Here is a 17,455-nt window from a genome sequence, read left to right as displayed (position 1 = left end):
AAGCATGAAGTTGACCCTGCCCACCTGGCTGACGTTGTTGCGGATCGTGATGATCCCGGTGCTGGTGCTGGTGTTCTACCTGCCCTACACCTGGACCAACTTCGCTTCGGCGGCGATCTTCGGCCTGGCCGCGATCACCGACTGGCTCGATGGCTGGATCGCACGCCGCTACCAGCTGGAATCGGCCTTCGGCGCCTTCCTCGACCCGGTCGCGGACAAGCTGATGGTGGCGGTGGCGCTGTTCCTGATCGTGCAGGGTCACCCGACGCCGTGGATGGCGTTCTGGGCGGCAGTCATCGTCGGCCGTGAAATTGCGGTATCGGCGCTGCGCGAATGGATGGCCGAACTCGGCCAGCGCGCCAAGGTGCGCGTGGCGATGATCGGCAAGGTCAAGACCACCGCGCAGATGGTCGCGCTGCTCTGCCTGCTGTATTCGGTGGCACCGAACGTGCCGGTGGAAGACATCTGGATGGGCTGGCCGGTGTTCCACATCGGCGACTGGACCCTGGCGATCGCCGCGGTGCTGACCCTGTGGTCGGGCCTGCAGTACCTGCACGCCGCCTGGCCGAGCCTGCGTGATGACGAGCGCGCGGCGCGCGAGCGTGCGCGGCAGAAGAAGCTGGGCAACTGAGCCCCCGGGGTCGGATCCCTTTCCGCAGGAAAGGGCTCTGACCCCATCGGTGCGTCTATCCGCGCATGGCGTGGATCAACTGGAAATGCCGCATCCACGGATGATGCGGATCCATCGGTTTGCGGGGATGCCATAGTAGATCCACGCCATGCGTGGATACGCAATGCAAGGTGCCTCGCAGACCCTGAAAAAGCGCTTGACGCCATCCTTGGAATAGGTAAAATTTCGCCTCCCAAGCGGGAATAGCTCAGTTGGTAGAGCGCAACCTTGCCAAGGTTGAGGTCGCGAGTTCGAGTCTCGTTTCCCGCTCCAGATTCAAGAAAAACGCTCCCGAAAGGGGGCGTTTTTCGTTTGCGTCCAACGCGCTTCATTGCCACTTCACCGTCGCCCCATCGCCCCACCACATGAAGGTTGGATGCTGCATCCTTCGTTCCAAGGGTGACGCCGCGATGCCTCATCAATCCTCCGCCTACGACCACGACGTGGTCATCGTCGGCGCCAGTTTCGCCGGTGCCGCCTGCGCGTTGGCTGCTGTCCAATATGGACTGCGCGTGTGCGTACTCGAACGCAGGGCCGACCCCGGCGAACGCCTGCACACCACCGGCATCGTGGTGAAGGAAGCGATGGAGCAGACCTGGCTGGGGCGCATGCCCGAATACCTGGTGCAACGCGTTGCCAATGTGCGTCTGTATGCGCCGAACCTGAGGAGCGTGCTGCTGGCAGCACCGGGCTATTACTTCCTCACCACCGATACGCCGAACCTGATGCGCTGGCTGGTCAGCGAGCTGCGCGCGAACGGTGTCGACCTTCGCCTGCAGCAGTCCTTCACCGACGCACATCGCAGTGGTGACGGCTGGCTGGTGGAAGGGGGAGGGCGGTGCGCCTACCTGGTCGGCGCCGATGGCGCGCGCTCACGCGTTGCCCGGCGCACTGGCCTCGGCCAGGTGCGCGACAATCTCTACGGTGTCGAACGCGAGTTCGCCGGCCTGCAACTACCGCAGGGCGATGCATTGCATTGCTTCGTCAGCAAGCGCTTTGCACCGGGCTACATCGGCTGGGTCGTGCAGAATCCTACCGGCCTGCAGGTGGGATTGGCGCTGCGCCATGACCCGAATCAGGTACGCCCGCCTGATATTGATGGCTTCCTTGAGCACGTGCGCGATGTGGTCGGCATTCCGCCTTCGGCGCGCCCCTCGGCTACCCGTGCCGGCCTGGTGCCTTGCGGCCGGCCGGATGGGCCGATCACTGGCCAACGGCTGATCCTGACCGGCGACGCGGCGGGCATCGTCTCGCCATTGTCCGCCGGGGGCATCCACTCCTCGTGGCGGCACGGCTGGGCGGTCGGCGAGGCGATTGCCCGTCATCTGCGTGGCCAGGGGCCGGAAGCGGAACGGGTGGCGCGGCAGGTGGCGCCGGCATTCCATGGCAAGCGCCTGCTGCGCTGGGCGATGGATCATCTGCAGGCCGACTGGCCGCTCAACGCACTGCTGCACACGGCGACCACGCGGCGCATCGCCGAGCAGGTCTACTTCCATCGCCGTGGCCTGCGAACCTGAGGTATCGGTCCTGGGGGCCTGAACGCCGCCCCACAATGCACGCGAAAATTCCTGTTGACGCCGTGCAGCAATATCGACACAATAGCGCTCCTTCGACGCAGGTCGAACGAAATCTGCGGGAATAGCTCAGTTGGTAGAGCGCAACCTTGCCAAGGTTGAGGTCGCGAGTTCGAGTCTCGTTTCCCGCTCCAGATTCAAGAAAAACGCTCCCGCAAGGGGGCGTTTTTCGTTTGTCACACCGGTTGCACCACCGCCGCGCTAGCGTGCCTTGCCGGGCAGGGCGCTGCACCAGGTCCGGGCATCCTGCCGGTGGAAACCGGGGCAGCGGTTGTCCTGCGGGAAGTAGACGTAGGGAGCGTCATCTTCGTAGGTGAAGTGGTAGTAGTAGGTCCGGTCCTTCCCGTACAACCAGTAGTTCGACGAGCCCTGGTTGATGGCATACGGCTCGAACGTGAAGATCGAGGATTCGGCGGGAATGAAGTTGCTGCGCTCCATCAGTAGCAGCGTGGCGTTCGAGACCAGTGGGGTGGTCAGGACGAGCACGATCACACCGACAGTCGCTGTCGTGATCGAGCCAATCAGCAGCCAGCGGCGGGGGCGTTTCACGGTCGGGCAGCATCGAAGCAAGACAATGCCGCAATGTGCAATACGCTGTGAAAGTCGTCCAGTGTTCCGTGCCGGGAACGCATTGAAAGCGTAGTGAAAGACTGGGTCGGCGTTGCCTGAACCGCACGCGTGCTGTGACCTTTTTTGGACGATTTCTCCATGTTCGCTCCACAATCGCACGGTAGCCTTCATGCTCCTTCTACACGTTGGCGGGCTGGTGGTCAGGCGTATCACTTCAGTGGCAGTGCCCAAGGCCGGGCACCGACTCTCCCTGCATGCAGTGCTGCGCCCTGGTGCGTTGTTGGCAAGCCTGGCCCTGGCCGGTTGCATGTCGGTGCCTGTTCCGGACCTGCCTGACCGCACGCCCAGCACCTGGACCCAGGTGCCGCAGGGCCAGGGCGTGGCAGTGGATGCCAGACAGTGGTGGAAAGTGCTGTCCGACCCGGCACTGGATGGCCTGGTCGACCAGGCCATCGCCGGCAATCTGGACCTGCAGCAGGCTACGCTGCGCCTGCAGGCCGTTCGGATCGTCGCCGGCACTTCCGACTCGCGTTTCCTGCCGGAAATCTCGGCCAGCGCCAAGCAGGTGCAGGACGCCGCCGCCGTCGATACCTACTTCCATGCCGGCATCGAAGCGATCTGGGACCTGGGCCTGTTCGGTGCCGCCGAGAGCGCGCAGTTGAGCGCGCAGGCTTCGGCCGGCAATGCCGAGGCGCTGCGCAATGCCGCGCAGGTGGCGGTGATTGCCGACGTGGTGCGCAGCTATCTGGACCTGACCGTTGCACAGGCCCAGCAGGACCTGCTGGCCCGCCAGCAATCGGTGGATGACCGCGGCGAGCACCTGGCCCTGGTCCGCCAGCGCCTGCGCCTGGATGAGCCCGGCGAACTTGATCGCCTGCGTGCACGCCAGGCCGCCACCCACGCCGCCATCGCACAAGCCCGGGAAAACGCCGACAACGCCGCCCGTGCGCTGGCATTGTTGCTGGGCCGTGATGGCCCGGATCCGGCTTGGCGCGCCTATCGCTCGCCGCCGAAGCTGGGCACGTTCTCGCTGCAGCAGGTACCGGCCGATCTGCTGCGCCACCGCCCGCAGATTCTGCTGGCCGAATCTGAAGTGATGCAGGCCGCGGCCAGCAAGGGCTCCGCACGTGCCGCGATGTATCCGCGGGTCAGTCTTGGTGGCTCGATCCTGTACGCCTACAACCTCACCCAGAACGCCCGCTCCAACTCCGATTCCAGTCCGTCGATCGGCCCGTACGTCGATATCCCGCTGTGGGATTGGGGCCAGCGCCGTGCACGTTTCCATGCCGACGAAAAGCAGCTGGATGCTGCACTGCTCGGTTACCGCAAGGCGGTACTGGAAGGCGTGAGCGAAGTGGAGGGCGCGCTGGGCAGCCTGGCGCGCCAGGACAGCATCATCCAGTCGCTGCGTGCGGCCAATGATGTTGCCGGCCAGCAGGTCAAGCGACAGGCACGTCAGGTACAGCTGGGTTTGTCCAGCGAGTTCGATGGACTGGACACGCAGCGTGCCGCGCTCGCCTCGCAGGCTGATCTGATCGGTGCGCAGGGCGCACGCGTGCTCGCGTTTGCTTCGCTGTACCGCGCCCTCGGTGGCGCACCGCTGCCGGTCGAAGCCGAGGACGCGTCGCAATGATTGCGCTGGCCCGAAAGACCCTGGCCTATGAGTGGCGCCGGTTCCTGCCGGTAGTGCTGGCGATGTGTTTCGCTGGCGTGCTGTTGATCGTGCAGGCGGCGCTGGTGCTGGGCATCTTCGGTACCGCCGCGATCTACGTGAAGGCGTCATCCTCCGATATCTGGGCCGGCTTTCCCGGCACCCAGAGCGTGAACTACGGCCATGCAATCAGCGCGGATGTGGAAAGCCACCTGCGCATGGACCCCGAGGTCACCCGCGTCGAACCCTACGAATGGGTCGATGGCGAATGGCGTTCCAGCGCGCAGGGTACCGGCAACGTGTCTGTGTATCTGTCCGGCATCTCCACCCAGGACGACGCGATGATGTTCGCGCGCATCCTGCCCGCCGACCTGCGCGCGCAGCTGCGCGAACCCGGTGCGGTGATCGTCGATAGCGCCGATCTGGATACGCTGGGCGTGGACCTGCAGAACAACCGTGCGTGGATCAATGGCAAGGCGGTGCGCGTGGTCGCGGCACAACCGGGCCTGCGTGGCCTTGGTGGCGTCAACGTGCTGGCCTCGCTGGATACCGCGCGCGCCATCGCGGGTACCGATCCGCACGAGGGCAGCACCTATTTCGTGGCGGGCCTGCGTTCGCCGGACCTGGCCGACCGTGTGCGCGACCGCCTGGCCACGTCGATGGGGCAGGCCACGCCGGTCGAGTTCTGGACGGCACCGGAGTTCGCCAGCCGCTCGCAGCAATACTGGCTGTTCGATACCGGTGCCGGCATCGCAGTGTTGTTCATGGCCGTCATCGTCTGCTTTGTCGGCGCGGTGATCACCAACCAGTCGTTTGCTTCGGTGGTGGCCGGTTCGGTACGCGAGTACGCCACGCTCAATGCACTCGGTGCCGGTCGCTATGCGCTGGCGCGGGTGGTGTTCGAGCAGGCGCTGCTGATCGGCGGCGTGGGCATGTTGCTGGCGGCGGCGTTCAGCACCGTGGTGTTGTTGATCGCACAGACCCAGCGCGTGCCGGTGCAGCTGACACCGATGGTGATCATCGGTTGCGTGGCGCTGGTCGCGGTGATGGCCATGCTGTCGAGCATCATGGCGGTACGCAGTGTCGTCCGCTCCGATCCATCGTTGCTGCTGCGTTGAGGACCGGCCGATGACTTCTACACGCGCCGTCGCCCCGACCCTGCAGGCCGACGCACTGGAAAAGGGTTTCATGTCCGGCGACGTGCAGGTGCCGGTGCTGCGTGGCCTGTCACTGGACATCTATCCCGGTGAACTGACCCTGGTATCGGGCCCATCGGGTTGCGGCAAGAGCACGCTGCTGTCGTTGCTGTCTGGGTTGTCTGCGCCCGATGGCGGTCGCGTGCACGCGCTCGGGCAGGATGTGGGCCACATGACGCGCAGTGAAGTGGAGCGCTTCCGCCTGCACCATGTCGGCTTCGTGTTCCAGGGCTTCAATCTGTTCCCCGCACTGACCGCACTGGAACAGGTGCAGCTGCCGCTGGGCTATCGCGGCATGAGCAATCGCGAAAGCGAACCGCTGGCCCGCAAGGCATTGGACGAGGTGGGCCTCAGCCACCGCAGCCACATGCGACCGGCGCAGCTGTCCGGTGGTGAGAAGCAGCGCGTGGCCGTTGCGCGCGCCTTCGCCAAGTCGCCGACGCTGATCTTCGCCGACGAACCCACCAGCGCGCTGGACGCCGAGAACGGCCAGCGCGTGATCGACATCCTGCATCGCTACGCACGTGCGCATGGCGCCACCGTGCTGTGCGTGAGCCACGATCCGCGCCTGATCCGGCATGCGGATCGGGTGATCGCCATGGAAGACGGCATGGTCCGTGATGACCGCCGCCAGAACGAAACTGTAGAGTCCGCCCCATGACCAAGACGTTGCACCTGCTTCCCTTCAGCCTGGTACTGTCCGCGGCGCTGCTGCTCGGCGCCTGTTCCAAGGACGCGCCTGCCCAAGCACCTGCAGGTAAAGCCGGCACTGCCACCGCCGGCAAGGTCGCGGTGGCGCGCGGCATCATCGACGTCGAGGGTGGCCTGATCGCGCTGGCGCCGCCGGTGGATGGTTCGATCACCGCCGCGCCGGTGAAGGAGGGTGCCACGGTGAAGAAGGGACAGTTGCTGCTGTCGCTGGATGGCGCCCTGCTGCAGCAGGAAGTGGCGATGGCCACCGCCGATCTGGCCCTGGCCAACGACCGCCTGAAGGGCAGCCAGGCGCAGTTGCGCGAACTGGAGCGCAACGCCACCCGTCTGTCCACCGGCGCCAGCGAAGGCGTGTCGTCCAACCAGCAGGCCGATGCGGCCAAGCAGCAGCTGGCAGGTGTGCGCGCCGATGTCGATGTGGCCGGTGCGCAGGTCGACATGGCCCAGCACAAGCTGGAGCACGCCAGACTGAAATTGCAGCAGATGTCGCTGAGCGCGCCGGAAGCCGGCACCGTGGTCGGCCAGGTGCCGGGCCTCGGCGCCTTCGTGCAGGCTGGCAAGCCGGCGATCTCGCTGCTGCCGGCGCGTCCGCTGCAGGTGCGTGCAGAACTGAGCGCCGCCTATGCCGATGCCGTGCAGGTGGGCATGAAGGCCACCGTCGTGCCGGACAGCGATGGCGCCGAAAACACCGGCACGCTGCCACCCGCGCGCGTGGTGCGCATCAGTCCGGTGTTCGCGCAGGCGCGCCTGCCTGAAGACGCCGGGCGTGGCGTGGCCAAGGTGGTGGAGTGCGTGCTGGAGTTCGACGGCGCGGCCAAGGCGCGGTTCGGCCAGCATGTGCGGGTGGAGTTCCGGAAGTAGGCCTAGCGCTTCAGTGGGGCCGCCTCCGCACGTCCTCGGCGCCTGAGCGCCCGCCATGCACTCACCGCTGACACGACGCACAGCGCCAGCAGCAGTCCCACGTCCAGCAGCAGCAACCACAGCAGGTGCATGGCGTGCACCGGTGGTTGATGCATGGCCGACAGCATCCACGGTACCGACCACGCCAGCAGCAGAACGAAGGCAATCAACAGGCGCAGCCACAGTCGCTTCAGTTTCCATGGCCGCACGATCAAGGCGGCCACGACCAGTTCAACCGTGCCCAGCAACGCGAACACGATGACAGTGCTGGTCGGGTAGGGCAGCTCGGCGCCTTCCAGGCGGTGCAGCAACCAGTAGTCCGGGGTGAAGCCGGCATTGACCAGTGCGGCGATCAGCGCCAGCCACGTCAGCGCGACCAGCAACCAGAACAGGCGGATGTAACGTCTAGGCATCGGCGGTGTCCATGGTGGCGGGCAGGCGGCTGCGTGATGCATAGCACACCGATGTGGCGATCGCGGCCAGCGCCAGCAGGCCAGGTCCGACAGTGAAGTACAGCAGGCGCAGCGGGTGGTTGTGCATCAGCGTCCAGGTCGCGAACGTCAGCGGAACCGCCAGCACCAACAGTTTGGCGAACAGCGGCCGCAGCACCGCGATCATTGGCTGGGCGCCAAGGAACATCCAGAACAGGTAGAACTGCGCGATGCCCAGGCTGATGTCGCGATGGGAGGTGAAGCCGAAATGGTCGCGATACCAGTTCATTCCCAGCGGAATCAGTGCCCAGTACAGCAGGGCCACCAGCAGATGCAGCAGCAGGGCGATCAACAGGGGCTTGCCGCGAAGGAACATGGGCGCACAGGGCTGGGCGGGGCAGCGTACCCCAGTGCGGACGCCCATGACCGCATCGTGTGAAGACTGTTGACGGCGTGAAGGAATTTGGACACAATAGCGCTCCTTCGACGCAGGTCGAACGGAATCTGCGGGAATAGCTCAGTTGGTAGAGCGCAACCTTGCCAAGGTTGAGGTCGCGAGTTCGAGTCTCGTTTCCCGCTCCAGATTCTACAGGGCCCCGGTAGGGGCCTTGTTTTTCTCCCGCCACGGCAAGGCGGGGCACGTTGGGCCACAAGGCTTTACGCGCAGTCAGAAAAGTGAAATCGCTGGTGTGTGTTCCGGATTTCCGGTACCATGGCGGCTTACGCGGGAATAGCTCAGTTGGTAGAGCGCAACCTTGCCAAGGTTGAGGTCGCGAGTTCGAGTCTCGTTTCCCGCTCCATGTTCCGACAGGCCCCATCATGGGGTTTTGTCTTGTCAGGGCTCCGTTCCTGGCGCGCAGTACGTTGGCCTCATGGCAGAGTGGCTATGCACCGGATTGCAAATCCGTTTACAGCGGTTCGATTCCGCTTGAGGCCTCCAATTGAAAAGCCCTGACTCCGGTCAGGGCTTTTTTGTTTGTCTGGATGCCAGCTAACCTGCGTCCGGATCGATATCCGCTACAGCCTTGCCAGCGCCTGCACCGTGGCCTGGGTCAGTGGCTGGGGCAGCGCATCCAGCGCGAACCAGCCCAGCCCTGTCTGCACACCCGGCTCCTGGATGGAGGCCTCGGCACCGGCAGGTGCCCGAGCCTCGAAGATCGGCGCAACCCAGTGCTGCGCAAGTGTCGGCTCGAAATGATCGGCCACGCACAGCAGGCGCAGCAGCGTCACTTCCAACGCCGTCTCCTCGCGAGTTTCGCGGACCACGGCAGCCTCCACCGTTTCCATCCAGTCGACTTTGCCGCCGGGCAGGCCCCAGTGCCCGCGCTCCGGATCGCGTCCGCGCTGGATCAGCAGGATGCGGCCGTCGGCATCACGGACGACGGCGCCGCATCCAACGCGGGGAATCTGAAGTTCAGTCATGGCGGAGAGTGAAGAAGGAGCTGTCTTCATTCTTGCATGCACGCCGTATCAGGCGAACCCGCGCTAGGCTGGGCACCTGTGCATCAGCAACCTCACAGGTGTGTCGCATGCTTCTCCGGCAACTCGGCGCTGACGACGCCGATATTCTCTGGCAAGCACGGTTGCAGGCCCTTCGCGAGTCGCCTGCGGCGTTCCTGTCCACGCTGGCCGAGGCGCAGAATGACTCGGCGGACGTGATGCGCGCCCAGCTTGGCGATCCCAGCACGCGCTACTTCGGCACGTTCGTGGACGGCATGCTGGTGGGTTTCCTGCGTTACGTACGCCCGGTGCGGATGGCGCGACGGCATACGGCGGAAGTGCACAGTGTCCATGTGGGTGCTGGCCATCGAGGCCAGGGTATCGCCCGTCAGCTTCTTCTTGCCGCGTTCGCGGCTGCGCGCGCGGAAGGCATCGAATCGCTCACTCTCACGGTGCTGGCGGACAACGCCGCCGCGCGCGCGCTGTATGAATCGCTGGGTTTCACCGAATCCGGCGTCGAGCCGCGCGCGGTGAAGCGCGACGGCCGCTATGTGGACATGGTGTCGTACTGGATTTCAGTGACCAGCCACCCACCATCGCCGGCACCTTGAATCACCCGCTCTACGCCGGATCGTGGACCGGCGTCTGCGCGCGGAAGTTGCGCCCGACTGGTTCACCCACGCTCAGGTAGTGGCGGAACAGATAGATCAACGGTTTCCAGTGGGCGACATCGATGTGCTGGGTGCCAGCCACGGTGATCGCTTCGTGCGCATGCACGCAACGGATCCGTCCTTCGACGATCACGAAGCCCTGGCCGTCATCTTCGGCGGGCGGGTGCATCGCCATCACGCTGACTTCCACCTGCAGCGGGCACTCGGCAATCGCCTCTGGCGCGACGTGTGTCGAGGCGACCGCACTGAAGCCCCCCAGCGCGAACTTGTCGCGGACGTGCACGTAGCCCATCGCCTGTTTGGCAGAGGGCACCGGATCGCAGCCTGTCGCGCGCGCGATGGCCTCGACCTGTGCGGCCTGCGCGGAGGATGGGAAGTTCAGTACGCACTCGTTGCGCAGCTGCAGGTTGCGATAGCCCTGACCCTGCACGCCGAGGCCCAGCACCACCCGGTTGCCCAGGGCCCAGAACGAAGACAACGGACTGATGTTGCTGCTGCCGTCGTCGTTCAGCGTGGTCATCAGCAACACAGGCGTGCCCGGGTACAGGACCGAAGGGGTGATGCGGCGGCGGGGAATCGGAGCGGTTTTCACGGCAGGCCTTGCACTATCGGGGTGGCCACTGTGCCGTGGCAGCGGGTGCCGACGCTTCGGCCTGCATCGAACTGTCGGCCTGCAACGGCGTGCCACAATGCGGGCATGGTCCACACCTCCGGTTCCCTTGTCAGCGTCGGTGCCCTGGTTGGCGACCAGGCGCGCGCATCCATGCTGCTGCAGTTGATGGATGGGCGTGCGTATACCGCGACGGAGCTGGCACGCGTGGCTGGGGTAACACCGCAGACGGCGAGCACGCATCTGCGCAGGCTGGTCGAGGGCGACCTGCTGGTCGCTGTCGCGCAGGGGCGCCATCGCTATCACCGGCTGGCCTCGCACGAAGTCGCCGACATGCTGGAGGGCATCCTGCGCGTTGCGGACCGCACGCCGTCCTGCACCGCTGAGGCATCACGCAGCATGCCGGCGTTGCGCCAGGCGCGTTCCTGCTACCGGCATCTGGCCGGTGTGCATGCGGTGGCGATCACCGACCGCTTGTTGCAGGCAGGACACCTGGTCCCGCACCAGGCGCATTGGCAAGTGAGTGTGGAGGGCGCAGCGTTCCTGCAGGAGCTCGGCCAGCCGCTGGCTGAGCTGCTGCGGCTTCCCGTGACGGTCAAGCCTGCGCGCTACTGCCGAGGATGCCTGGACTGCACCGAGCGGCGCCCGCATCTGGCTGGACTGGTCGGCGAGGCGATGCTGGACAGCTTCGTGAAGAACGATTGGCTTCGGCGGGTTGAGGGTCGACGCGAACTGCGCCTGACGCAGCCGGGGCGCGAAGCGCTGTGGACGCGGTTCGGCCTGGCGACATAAGGGCCCCTCCAGTCTCATTCGCCCACGACATGGCAAGGCGCTATGGTCGAGTTCCAAGTCTTAGGGAGCTGCAATGGCGAGCAAGGACATGAACGATCGCGGCACGCTGGCGGTATGCCGGCAATGAGCAAATCTTCTGTGGAAGTACGTTGGCTGACGTTCCGCCTGATGAACGGCCAGTCGATCGGACCGGATCGGCTGAAGGATGGATGGGTGATTGCTTCGGAGACCCGCCACTGTGGCGTGCGGCGTGAAGCCATCGAAGGCGCGGGCGTGGTCTACGCGCTGTATGCACCGGCCAACCTGGCCTCACCGCGGCGCGCGGAGATGCGCATGCGCGAATTCCTGATGAGCTCCGGCTACACGTTTACCATGGGTACGCTGGGCGGCTGACGCCGCCCTTTGGGGTCACGGGCGTACGGTCAGTGCCTGGCCGAGCATGCCGATCGGACCGCGCGCATCGTGCAGCACGGTGCTGGTCAAGCCGAGACCCTGGTGGCCAAACGACACCGACGTGTCGAAGCCCAGCCACTCGCCTTCGGGCATGCCGAACAGGTGCGCGGTCAGATCGAGGTTGGGGAAGGCGACCTCCTTCGGATCGGCGCGCACGGCCATGCCATTGGACAGATCGAACAGGGTGGCGGCACGGGCCAGCGGACTGACCGGCTCGCCGTCCAGCAGCGCGTGCTTCGCGCGCGCCCAGTAGGTGGCACGGCCGGGCCCCTGATCATGTCGGCGGATCTCCACGCTCTTGATGAAACCGCCTGGCCAGACCGTACCTGGGTCCCACGCGGGCATTGATTCCGGCGGAGCAATGCCGGTGATCGGCGTGCCGGCGATGGCCTGCGTATCGTTCGGGCGCATCAGCCATGCACGCACGCGCAGCGCCGGGCGATCGTCATGGCGCAGCGTGGCTTCGACCAGTTCGATGGTGCGACCACCGCGCAGCACCTGTACGTCGGCCTCCATCGCTTCGATCGGAATGGTGCCGAGGATGTCGTAGGACAGGCGCGCGATCAGAAAACCGTGCCCACGCGCTGCGGCGTTGCGTTCCAGGTGGTGCGCCAGCAGCCCGATCGCAGGTGCGATGTGTTGTTCGCGGATGTTCCAGGCGCCGCCCGTGTGTTCGGTCGGCAGGTAGCGGGTGTCGCTCAGTCGTTCGAAGAAGGCCATCGTATGCGTTGTGTCAGCAGGGAGGGGAGGCGGCAGATGCTGCGCGGGTCCCTGCATCGTAAGCGTTTGGCAGCGTGGCCGGCTGAGCCGGCTCCCGCAGGAGCCGGCCGGATGCCGGTCAGGAGGACTGGCAATCCATTTCGCGGCACATCTTGTACTGGGCCAGGCATTCTGCGGGTGTCTTGGCCAGTGGGCCTGAAGTTGCGCGCAGACAATATTCGTACTGCTGGCTGCAGAATTCACAGGGGCCTGCGGCGAAGGCCAGCCCGGTCACGGCCATGCCAAGGAACATCACGGTCTTCAAGGTCGTCTTGATCATCACGTCAGTCCTTTGTGTGCCCGTCAATGGGCCCGGCCACCATAGCAGTCCTTATGGCGCGCCCCTGATGCGCTGCGACACGTTGAGCTCAACGCTGGATTGCCTTCAAGGCGTCGACAACCTGTGCTTCAGAGAAGCCACAATGCCCTTCGCCCACCGGCGGCAGCACGCGCGGCAATGGTCGCGCGCCGGCCTGTGCGGCCATCTGCGGATACACCGCCTGCATGTGCGGCACGATGGTGGGATCGTTGTTGTTGAACTGGACCGCCAGCGGTCGCTTCAACGCGCCGCTCAGTGCCAGCTTCGCGCGGACATCGGCCTGTGCCGCAGGCACGGGAGCGATGCGCTGCACGCCGGCATTGAACGCGGCGTCGTCACCGAATCCGCTGTACACCACACCTAGGTTGCCGGCCGGCATGCCGCCGCTGCGCGTGGCCAGTTCATGCAGGACCAGCGTGTGCAGGCTGATTGTCCCGGCCAGTGCATCCGGAGCGACCTGCAGTCGCTTGGCGAGCACGTCGGCATGCTGGGGATTCCGTTGCAGCGCGTCGGCGATGCCCTGATAGAGCACTCCCTGCGGCAGCACGGCCGCTTCATGCGAAGCCAGTCCGGTGGCCGGCAGGCCTGCAGCGTTGGGGAAGAAGTAATCGAAGGCGACCAGCGTGGTCAGCAGATCTGCGGCGATCTGTTCGCCACTGAGATTGGCACCGCACAGCGAGACGCCACCGGTGTAGTGCTGCGGGAAGCGTTCGAGGCTGGCGAGTGCCACCGCGCCGCCCATCGAGAATCCGAGCAGCCAGGTGTGGCGCACGCGCTTGAGTTCGCCCAGCGCGTGCTGGCGCAGGCGCTCCATGTCGGTGATCGCATCGGCCACTGCCCAGCCCTGGCTGGCGTAGGCACTCTGCGCGACGGCGTAGCCTGCGGACAGCAGCGTTGCGGTGCTGTCATTGGCGGTCATCGGCGTAGTGCGTGGCACGCCCACCGGCTCGTAGCCGTGCGCCAGCATCACCAGGTCGCCGTTCCAGTCAGCCGGCACGTCCAGTCGCCAGGGGGCGCCCTGCAGCTCGCCGCTGAGCATGCGTGGTGCCGTGGGGGGCGCGGCCAGCAGCGATGCCGCAGGCAGCAGAAGGCCGAGGGCGAGGGCGCATCGAAGCAAGGGTCGCATCGTGGTCATTCCATGCGGGAATGGCGCCGAGCATAGATCCCCGCAAAACCTTGCGCGCGCTGCACTGCCGCAGGGGATTGCCCGCCGGCCAGGCTGCGCTCTACGCTGGCGGCATGGTCCTGCACAGCACCGCGTCGATTATCCGCATTCCCCACGGGAAGGCGGGATAGCGCGCGGTCGCCACGGCCATGCAACCCGCCCGGGAAGGCGGGTTGCATGCGGCGCTCTCCCGGGTACTGGAATCCATCAAGGAGAACGCAGATGCATCACCTTTCATCGACCGACAATGCGCCGACCCTGCACCTGGTGTGCGGCAAGATCGGTGCCGGCAAATCCACCCTGTCGCAGCAGCTGGCGGCGCAGCCACGTCACGTGCTGATCAGCGAGGACGCCTGGCTGGCCGCGCTGTATCCCGACCAGATCCATTCCGTTGCCGATTACCTGCAGCGCGCGGCCGCGCTGCGCGGAGCGCTGACGCGGCATGTATGCGCGATCCTGCAGGCCGGCGTTTCGGTCGTGCTCGACGTTCCGTTCAATACGCGGGCCGCCCGTGCATGGGGCCGCGAACTGTTCGAGTCGGCCGGTGTTGCCCACCAGCTGCATTTTCTCGATGTTGCCGACGCCATCTGCAAGGCGCGGCTGCATGCCCGCAACGCGCGCGGTGAGCACCCGTTCCAGCCCAGCGACGAAGCCTTCGAGCAGATCACCCGTCACTTCGTGGCACCTGCGCAGGAGGAGGGCTTCGTGGTGATCCGTCATTCACAGGAGGCTTGAGGGCGCAGAGAGGGCGGCGTTCAGTCGACCATCTCGGTGGCGATTCCGATACGATCTGTCGCATTGAGCTCGCCTCGCTTGACCCGGAGTCCCGTCATGGTCGACCGTCTCGCCATACTGCTTGAACGTTTTGCGGTGACCGCCTCGGTATTCCATGCCGGCGCGCTGTGCGGCATCAACACGCTGGAGGGCGAAGACGAGGCGGGTCAGCTGCACCTGGTGCGGCGCGGGCCGGTGCAGGTCAGCCACGGGCAGCAGACCGTGCAGGTCGAAGTGCCGAGCCTGCTGCTGTATCCGCGGCCGATGCCGCATCGCTTCAGCACCGACCCGCAGCAGGGCGCCGACATGGCCTGCGCCAACCTGCATTTCGAGGGCGGCCGGCTCAATCCGATCAGTGCCGCGCTGCCTGATTTCATCTGCCTGCCGCTGGCCGATCTGTATGGCGGCAACGCGGCGCTGGAACTGCTGTTCGAAGAAGCGTTCGAGCAGCGTTGCGGGCGGGCGGCGATGGTCAACCGGCTGTTCGAGGTGGTGATGATCCAGGTGCTGCGCCAGCTGATGGAAGGCGGCGAGATGCGTGGCGGCCTGTTCGCCGGGCTGGGTCATCCGCGGCTGCGGTTGGCGCTGGTGGCGATGCATGAAGCGCCGGCGCAGGCGTGGACGCTGGAAGACCTGGCCGAAGTGGCCGGCATGTCACGCAGCGTGTTCGCCGCCAGCTTCCGCGAGGCGATGGGCACCACGCCGGGCCAGTACCTGCAGGGCTGGCGGGTGGGGCTGGCGCAGCAGGCACTGCGCCAAGGCAGACCGCTGAAGCGGATTGCCGACGATGTGGGGTACGGCAGCGAAGCGGCGCTGTCGCGCGCGTTCAAGGCGCACACCGGGCAGTCGCCGCGGGAATGGCGGGGACAGGCCCGTGCCAGTGCGGCCTGAGCGTCAGCCGAGCACCAGCCGGGCCAGCTTCATCCCACCGAACAGGCCGGCCAGGCCCAGTGCCACCGAGCCGCCGGCATACAGAGCCGCCAGCCCATGCTGGCCACGCTGCAGCAGCAGGCCGATCTCCAGCGCATAGGTGGAAAACGTGGTGTAGCCGCCGAGGATGCCGGTGGCCAGCAGCAGACGCAGCTGCGGCGAGGCGCCATTGCGCATCGCGAAGACCTCGACCACCACGCCCATCAGCAGGGCGCCGCTGACGTTGATCAGGAAGGTCGACCAGGGCCAGGGACTGCCGACGGCCACCCGCGCGCCGATCAGGTTGCAGGCATGGCGCAGGCAGGCACCGATGCCGCCTCCGACGAAGACCAGGAAATAATTGTTCAGTGTTTGCATGGCGTGCCTCGAATGCGGGTTCGCAGGGTCAATGGCGAACGCCGAGGGCAGGCACGACCTGCCGTCGACGAACACCGGGTTCGTCCTGGCAGGAGCCATCAGCCTTCTCAGGCGGTTATCGGGGGAGCCCCATCCCCATCGCGGTCCATGCTACCAGCGGCGGTGCATTCACGTCATCGAGGTCGTCAGCACGCGGGCGACCTTGCTGCGGCTGAAGCCATCCATCAGCAGTTCGAACGCGAGCAGATCCAACGCTGCATGGCGGCGATGGTCGATCTCCAGCCCGTTCTCGGCCACCAGGTGACTGACCAGCTCGTAGGCGTCCTGCCAGACATCCAGATGGGCCTGGCTGGGGATGTAGGCACTGCCAGGCTCACCGACGCCGAGCCCGCTGACCCCGTACAGCAGCTCGCGTGCGTCCAGCTTGGCCGCATCGGCGATGCGGAACAGCTGTTCGGCTTTCACGTGCGAGGCGCTCACGTGGTCGTTGAGCCAGTTGCTGATGGTTGCTGTCGTTGATTTGGCGGCGCGTGCCAGATCGGCCGGGCGTGGGTGCCCGGCTTTCTTCATGGCTGCCGCGAGTCGTTGGCCGAGAGTATTCATCTATGCAAGCCAGCTTAACGCGTGGATTGCGAAGAAGCCTTGTCGCAAGAATCAGTCTGGTTAACAGAAGGACCGACCGTGACCGAATTCTGGAGCAAGCGGCAGGTGCGCACCCGGCTGGGATTCCAGACCGATGCCGAACTGGCCCGCTTCTTTGGCATCAGCCGTTCCGCAGTGTCGCAATGGCCGAAGGATTTCCCGATTCCGGCCCTGCGGCAGTACATCCTGCATCAGCGCTATCCGAACCTGTTCCCCACGACAGAAGCGTCGGCGGGCGAATCCATCTGACTTGCGCCGCCTTTTGTCGCATTTAGCACGCTAAGCGCAATTTGCTAAGTATGCTTAGCGAAATAGGCAAGATCGATCGATCTGAGGGTCACAATCGGCGCCATCTACTGGAGTCATCGGTCCATGGTTTCCGCGGCCTGTCGGCTTCACCCCATCCGGGGGCCCCGGGGTCCCGTATGTAGTTTCGTGAACGATTAATAATTTCAATCGCTAAAGTCGCCGCATGTAATTGACCTGTCGTGAAATCTATGACTAATTGGAGTCAACCAAGCGTGAAGCCTGGGAGTCTTTCAGTAGCACGCAAGTGAGTCGGTAGACCGTCAACAATGCAGAACAAGTCCAACGGAGGTCGTATGGAATACGGCATGCATGGCTTGGCTGAACGGGTACGCCGCGAACTGGAAGCCAGTTACCACAAACACGGATGCGGTCCGGCGTTCTGGGATACCTACCAGCAGGTGCTGGACCGTCTGGTCCCGCAGGGGACCGAGCGTACCGAAGTCACCAACGAAATGGCGCTGATCATCGAACAGCTGGGCATCGTCCGGCGTGCGCAGCTTGTGCCGCCGCACGCCAGCGGGTCGCGTTGAT

At 65.4% G+C, this 17,455-nt stretch carries 23 protein-coding genes, 5 tRNA genes and 1 riboswitch; of the genes, 18 read left to right on the top strand and 10 right to left on the bottom strand.

Features of this window, described 5'->3' with window-relative positions; translation table 11 throughout:
* The first annotated feature begins 4 nt into the window (after positions 1 to 4).
* The 4 genes from pgsA (at position 5) to V3B64_RS06720 (ending at position 2,378) form a co-directional block, all read left to right on the top strand.
* Positions 5 to 631, top strand: a complete 627-nt coding sequence (gene pgsA / locus V3B64_RS06735) for a CDP-diacylglycerol--glycerol-3-phosphate 3-phosphatidyltransferase (protein ID WP_012510614.1) — start codon at positions 5 to 7, stop codon at positions 629 to 631.
* Positions 632 to 867: 236 nt separating this feature from the next.
* A tRNA-Gly gene (locus V3B64_RS06730) sits at positions 868 to 943 on the top strand.
* Positions 944 to 1,080: 137 nt separating this feature from the next.
* Complete coding sequence (locus V3B64_RS06725) at positions 1,081 to 2,187, top strand: NAD(P)/FAD-dependent oxidoreductase (protein ID WP_329913836.1); 1,107 nt, start codon at positions 1,081 to 1,083, stop codon at positions 2,185 to 2,187.
* Positions 2,188 to 2,302: 115 nt separating this feature from the next.
* Positions 2,303 to 2,378: transfer RNA gene (locus V3B64_RS06720), tRNA-Gly, on the top strand.
* A gap of 67 nt (positions 2,379 to 2,445) precedes the next feature.
* Here V3B64_RS06720 and V3B64_RS06715 read toward each other — a convergent pair.
* Positions 2,446 to 2,793 (bottom strand): hypothetical protein, encoded by a 348-nt coding sequence (locus V3B64_RS06715; protein ID WP_329913835.1) that lies wholly within the window; start codon positions 2,791 to 2,793, stop codon positions 2,446 to 2,448.
* Positions 2,794 to 2,983: 190 nt separating this feature from the next.
* Between V3B64_RS06715 and V3B64_RS06710 the strand changes: the two genes are divergently transcribed.
* Genes V3B64_RS06710 through V3B64_RS06695 form a run of 4 tightly spaced genes read left to right on the top strand, consistent with a single transcriptional unit; the run spans position 2,984 to position 7,233 of the window.
* The gene (locus V3B64_RS06710; protein ID WP_329913834.1) at positions 2,984 to 4,447 is read left to right on the top strand and encodes an efflux transporter outer membrane subunit; all 1,464 of its coding nucleotides are present in this window, start codon (positions 2,984 to 2,986) and stop codon (positions 4,445 to 4,447) included.
* The gene (locus tag V3B64_RS06705) at positions 4,444 to 5,583 is read left to right on the top strand and encodes an ABC transporter permease (protein ID WP_329913833.1); all 1,140 of its coding nucleotides are present in this window, start codon (positions 4,444 to 4,446) and stop codon (positions 5,581 to 5,583) included. Before V3B64_RS06710 ends, V3B64_RS06705 begins: the two co-directional genes overlap by 4 nt.
* A 10-nt stretch (positions 5,584 to 5,593) precedes the next feature.
* On the top strand, positions 5,594 to 6,322 hold the full coding sequence (locus tag V3B64_RS06700) for an ABC transporter ATP-binding protein (protein WP_004152366.1): 729 nt from the start codon (positions 5,594 to 5,596) through the stop codon (positions 6,320 to 6,322).
* Positions 6,319 to 7,233 carry an HlyD family efflux transporter periplasmic adaptor subunit gene (locus V3B64_RS06695; RefSeq protein ID WP_329913832.1) on the top strand — a complete coding sequence of 305 codons (915 nt, stop codon included), beginning with the start codon at positions 6,319 to 6,321 and terminating at the stop codon, positions 7,231 to 7,233. The genes V3B64_RS06700 and V3B64_RS06695 overlap by 4 nt, the downstream gene beginning before the upstream one ends.
* A gap of 2 nt (positions 7,234 to 7,235) precedes the next feature.
* Here V3B64_RS06695 and V3B64_RS06690 read toward each other — a convergent pair whose 3' ends face one another.
* Together V3B64_RS06690 and V3B64_RS06685 are read right to left on the bottom strand one after the other, a co-directional pair.
* The gene (locus V3B64_RS06690) at positions 7,236 to 7,685 is read right to left on the bottom strand and encodes a hypothetical protein (RefSeq protein ID WP_329913831.1); all 450 of its coding nucleotides are present in this window, start codon (positions 7,683 to 7,685) and stop codon (positions 7,236 to 7,238) included.
* A complete protein-coding gene (locus tag V3B64_RS06685) occupies positions 7,678 to 8,079 on the bottom strand; it encodes a hypothetical protein (RefSeq protein ID WP_049399945.1) in 402 nt (133 codons plus the stop codon). The genes V3B64_RS06690 and V3B64_RS06685 overlap by 8 nt, the downstream gene beginning before the upstream one ends.
* A gap of 130 nt (positions 8,080 to 8,209) precedes the next feature.
* Between V3B64_RS06685 and V3B64_RS06680 the strand changes: the two genes are divergently transcribed.
* The 3 genes from V3B64_RS06680 (at position 8,210) to V3B64_RS06670 (ending at position 8,643) form a co-directional block, all read left to right on the top strand.
* Positions 8,210 to 8,285, top strand: a tRNA-Gly gene (locus tag V3B64_RS06680).
* Positions 8,286 to 8,427: 142 nt separating this feature from the next.
* Positions 8,428 to 8,503 (top strand) — tRNA-Gly (locus V3B64_RS06675).
* Between the two features lie 66 nt (positions 8,504 to 8,569).
* Positions 8,570 to 8,643: transfer RNA gene (locus V3B64_RS06670), tRNA-Cys, on the top strand.
* 77 nt (positions 8,644 to 8,720) lie between these two features.
* On the opposite strand, the gene V3B64_RS06665 is transcribed toward V3B64_RS06670, so the two are convergent.
* Entirely contained in the window at positions 8,721 to 9,125 is a 405-nt protein-coding gene (locus V3B64_RS06665; protein ID WP_032128919.1) for an NUDIX domain-containing protein, read from the bottom strand.
* Between the two features lie 107 nt (positions 9,126 to 9,232).
* Here V3B64_RS06665 and V3B64_RS06660 point away from each other — a divergent pair, with 107 nt between their 5' ends.
* A complete protein-coding gene (locus V3B64_RS06660; protein WP_329913830.1) occupies positions 9,233 to 9,754 on the top strand; it encodes a GNAT family N-acetyltransferase in 522 nt (173 codons plus the stop codon).
* A gap of 10 nt (positions 9,755 to 9,764) precedes the next feature.
* Here V3B64_RS06660 and V3B64_RS06655 read toward each other — a convergent pair whose 3' ends face one another.
* Complete coding sequence (locus V3B64_RS06655; protein ID WP_329913829.1) at positions 9,765 to 10,406, bottom strand: flavin reductase; 642 nt, start codon at positions 10,404 to 10,406, stop codon at positions 9,765 to 9,767.
* Between the two features lie 105 nt (positions 10,407 to 10,511).
* Between V3B64_RS06655 and V3B64_RS06650 the strand changes: the two genes are divergently transcribed.
* On the top strand, positions 10,512 to 11,216 hold the full coding sequence (locus tag V3B64_RS06650; RefSeq protein WP_049399948.1) for a winged helix-turn-helix domain-containing protein: 705 nt from the start codon (positions 10,512 to 10,514) through the stop codon (positions 11,214 to 11,216).
* 123 nt (positions 11,217 to 11,339) lie between these two features.
* Positions 11,340 to 11,609, top strand: a complete 270-nt coding sequence (locus tag V3B64_RS06645) for a hypothetical protein (protein ID WP_032128923.1) — start codon at positions 11,340 to 11,342, stop codon at positions 11,607 to 11,609.
* A 15-nt stretch (positions 11,610 to 11,624) separates the two neighbouring features.
* Here V3B64_RS06645 and V3B64_RS06640 read toward each other — a convergent pair whose 3' ends face one another.
* From V3B64_RS06640 to V3B64_RS06630, 3 genes are all read right to left on the bottom strand, one after another.
* Positions 11,625 to 12,389, bottom strand: coding sequence for a thioesterase family protein (locus V3B64_RS06640; protein ID WP_329913828.1), 765 nt, complete (start codon positions 12,387 to 12,389; stop codon positions 11,625 to 11,627).
* Positions 12,390 to 12,507: 118 nt separating this feature from the next.
* Positions 12,508 to 12,708, bottom strand: coding sequence for a hypothetical protein (locus V3B64_RS06635; protein WP_032128925.1), 201 nt, complete (start codon positions 12,706 to 12,708; stop codon positions 12,508 to 12,510).
* An 88-nt stretch (positions 12,709 to 12,796) separates the two neighbouring features.
* Complete coding sequence (locus tag V3B64_RS06630; RefSeq protein ID WP_329913827.1) at positions 12,797 to 13,873, bottom strand: hypothetical protein; 1,077 nt, start codon at positions 13,871 to 13,873, stop codon at positions 12,797 to 12,799.
* A gap of 261 nt (positions 13,874 to 14,134) precedes the next feature.
* Here V3B64_RS06630 and V3B64_RS06625 point away from each other — a divergent pair, with 261 nt between their 5' ends.
* Together V3B64_RS06625 and V3B64_RS06620 are read left to right on the top strand one after the other, a co-directional pair.
* Positions 14,135 to 14,647, top strand: coding sequence for an ATP-binding protein (locus V3B64_RS06625; RefSeq protein ID WP_329913826.1), 513 nt, complete (start codon positions 14,135 to 14,137; stop codon positions 14,645 to 14,647).
* Between the two features lie 96 nt (positions 14,648 to 14,743).
* On the top strand, positions 14,744 to 15,577 hold the full coding sequence (locus V3B64_RS06620; RefSeq protein ID WP_032128928.1) for an AraC family transcriptional regulator: 834 nt from the start codon (positions 14,744 to 14,746) through the stop codon (positions 15,575 to 15,577).
* A gap of 3 nt (positions 15,578 to 15,580) precedes the next feature.
* Here V3B64_RS06620 and crcB read toward each other — a convergent pair whose 3' ends face one another.
* Together crcB and V3B64_RS06610 are read right to left on the bottom strand one after the other, a co-directional pair.
* Positions 15,581 to 15,973: a fluoride efflux transporter CrcB gene (gene crcB / locus V3B64_RS06615; protein WP_032128929.1), complete on the bottom strand. Its 393-nt coding sequence runs from the start codon at positions 15,971 to 15,973 to the stop codon at positions 15,581 to 15,583.
* An 82-nt stretch (positions 15,974 to 16,055) separates the two neighbouring features.
* A riboswitch (Fluoride riboswitch) is annotated at positions 16,056 to 16,119 on the bottom strand.
* 22 nt (positions 16,120 to 16,141) lie between these two features.
* The gene (locus V3B64_RS06610) at positions 16,142 to 16,543 is read right to left on the bottom strand and encodes a transcriptional regulator (protein ID WP_010486043.1); all 402 of its coding nucleotides are present in this window, start codon (positions 16,541 to 16,543) and stop codon (positions 16,142 to 16,144) included.
* A 111-nt stretch (positions 16,544 to 16,654) separates the two neighbouring features.
* Here V3B64_RS06610 and V3B64_RS06605 point away from each other — a divergent pair, with 111 nt between their 5' ends.
* Together V3B64_RS06605 and V3B64_RS06600 are read left to right on the top strand one after the other, a co-directional pair.
* Positions 16,655 to 16,864: a hypothetical protein gene (locus V3B64_RS06605; RefSeq protein WP_032128930.1), complete on the top strand. Its 210-nt coding sequence runs from the start codon at positions 16,655 to 16,657 to the stop codon at positions 16,862 to 16,864.
* Between the two features lie 353 nt (positions 16,865 to 17,217).
* Positions 17,218 to 17,454, top strand: a complete 237-nt coding sequence (locus V3B64_RS06600; RefSeq protein ID WP_032128931.1) for a hypothetical protein — start codon at positions 17,218 to 17,220, stop codon at positions 17,452 to 17,454.
* Position 17,455: the final 1 nt, after the last annotated feature.

Origin of the sequence: Stenotrophomonas sp. SMYL86 (assembly GCF_036320025.1) — a bacterium.
Lineage (GTDB): Bacteria > Pseudomonadota > Gammaproteobacteria > Xanthomonadales > Xanthomonadaceae > Stenotrophomonas > Stenotrophomonas maltophilia_A.
Note: the sequence above shows the minus strand (reverse complement) of the source record. Positions and strands in the feature narration are given on the sequence as shown.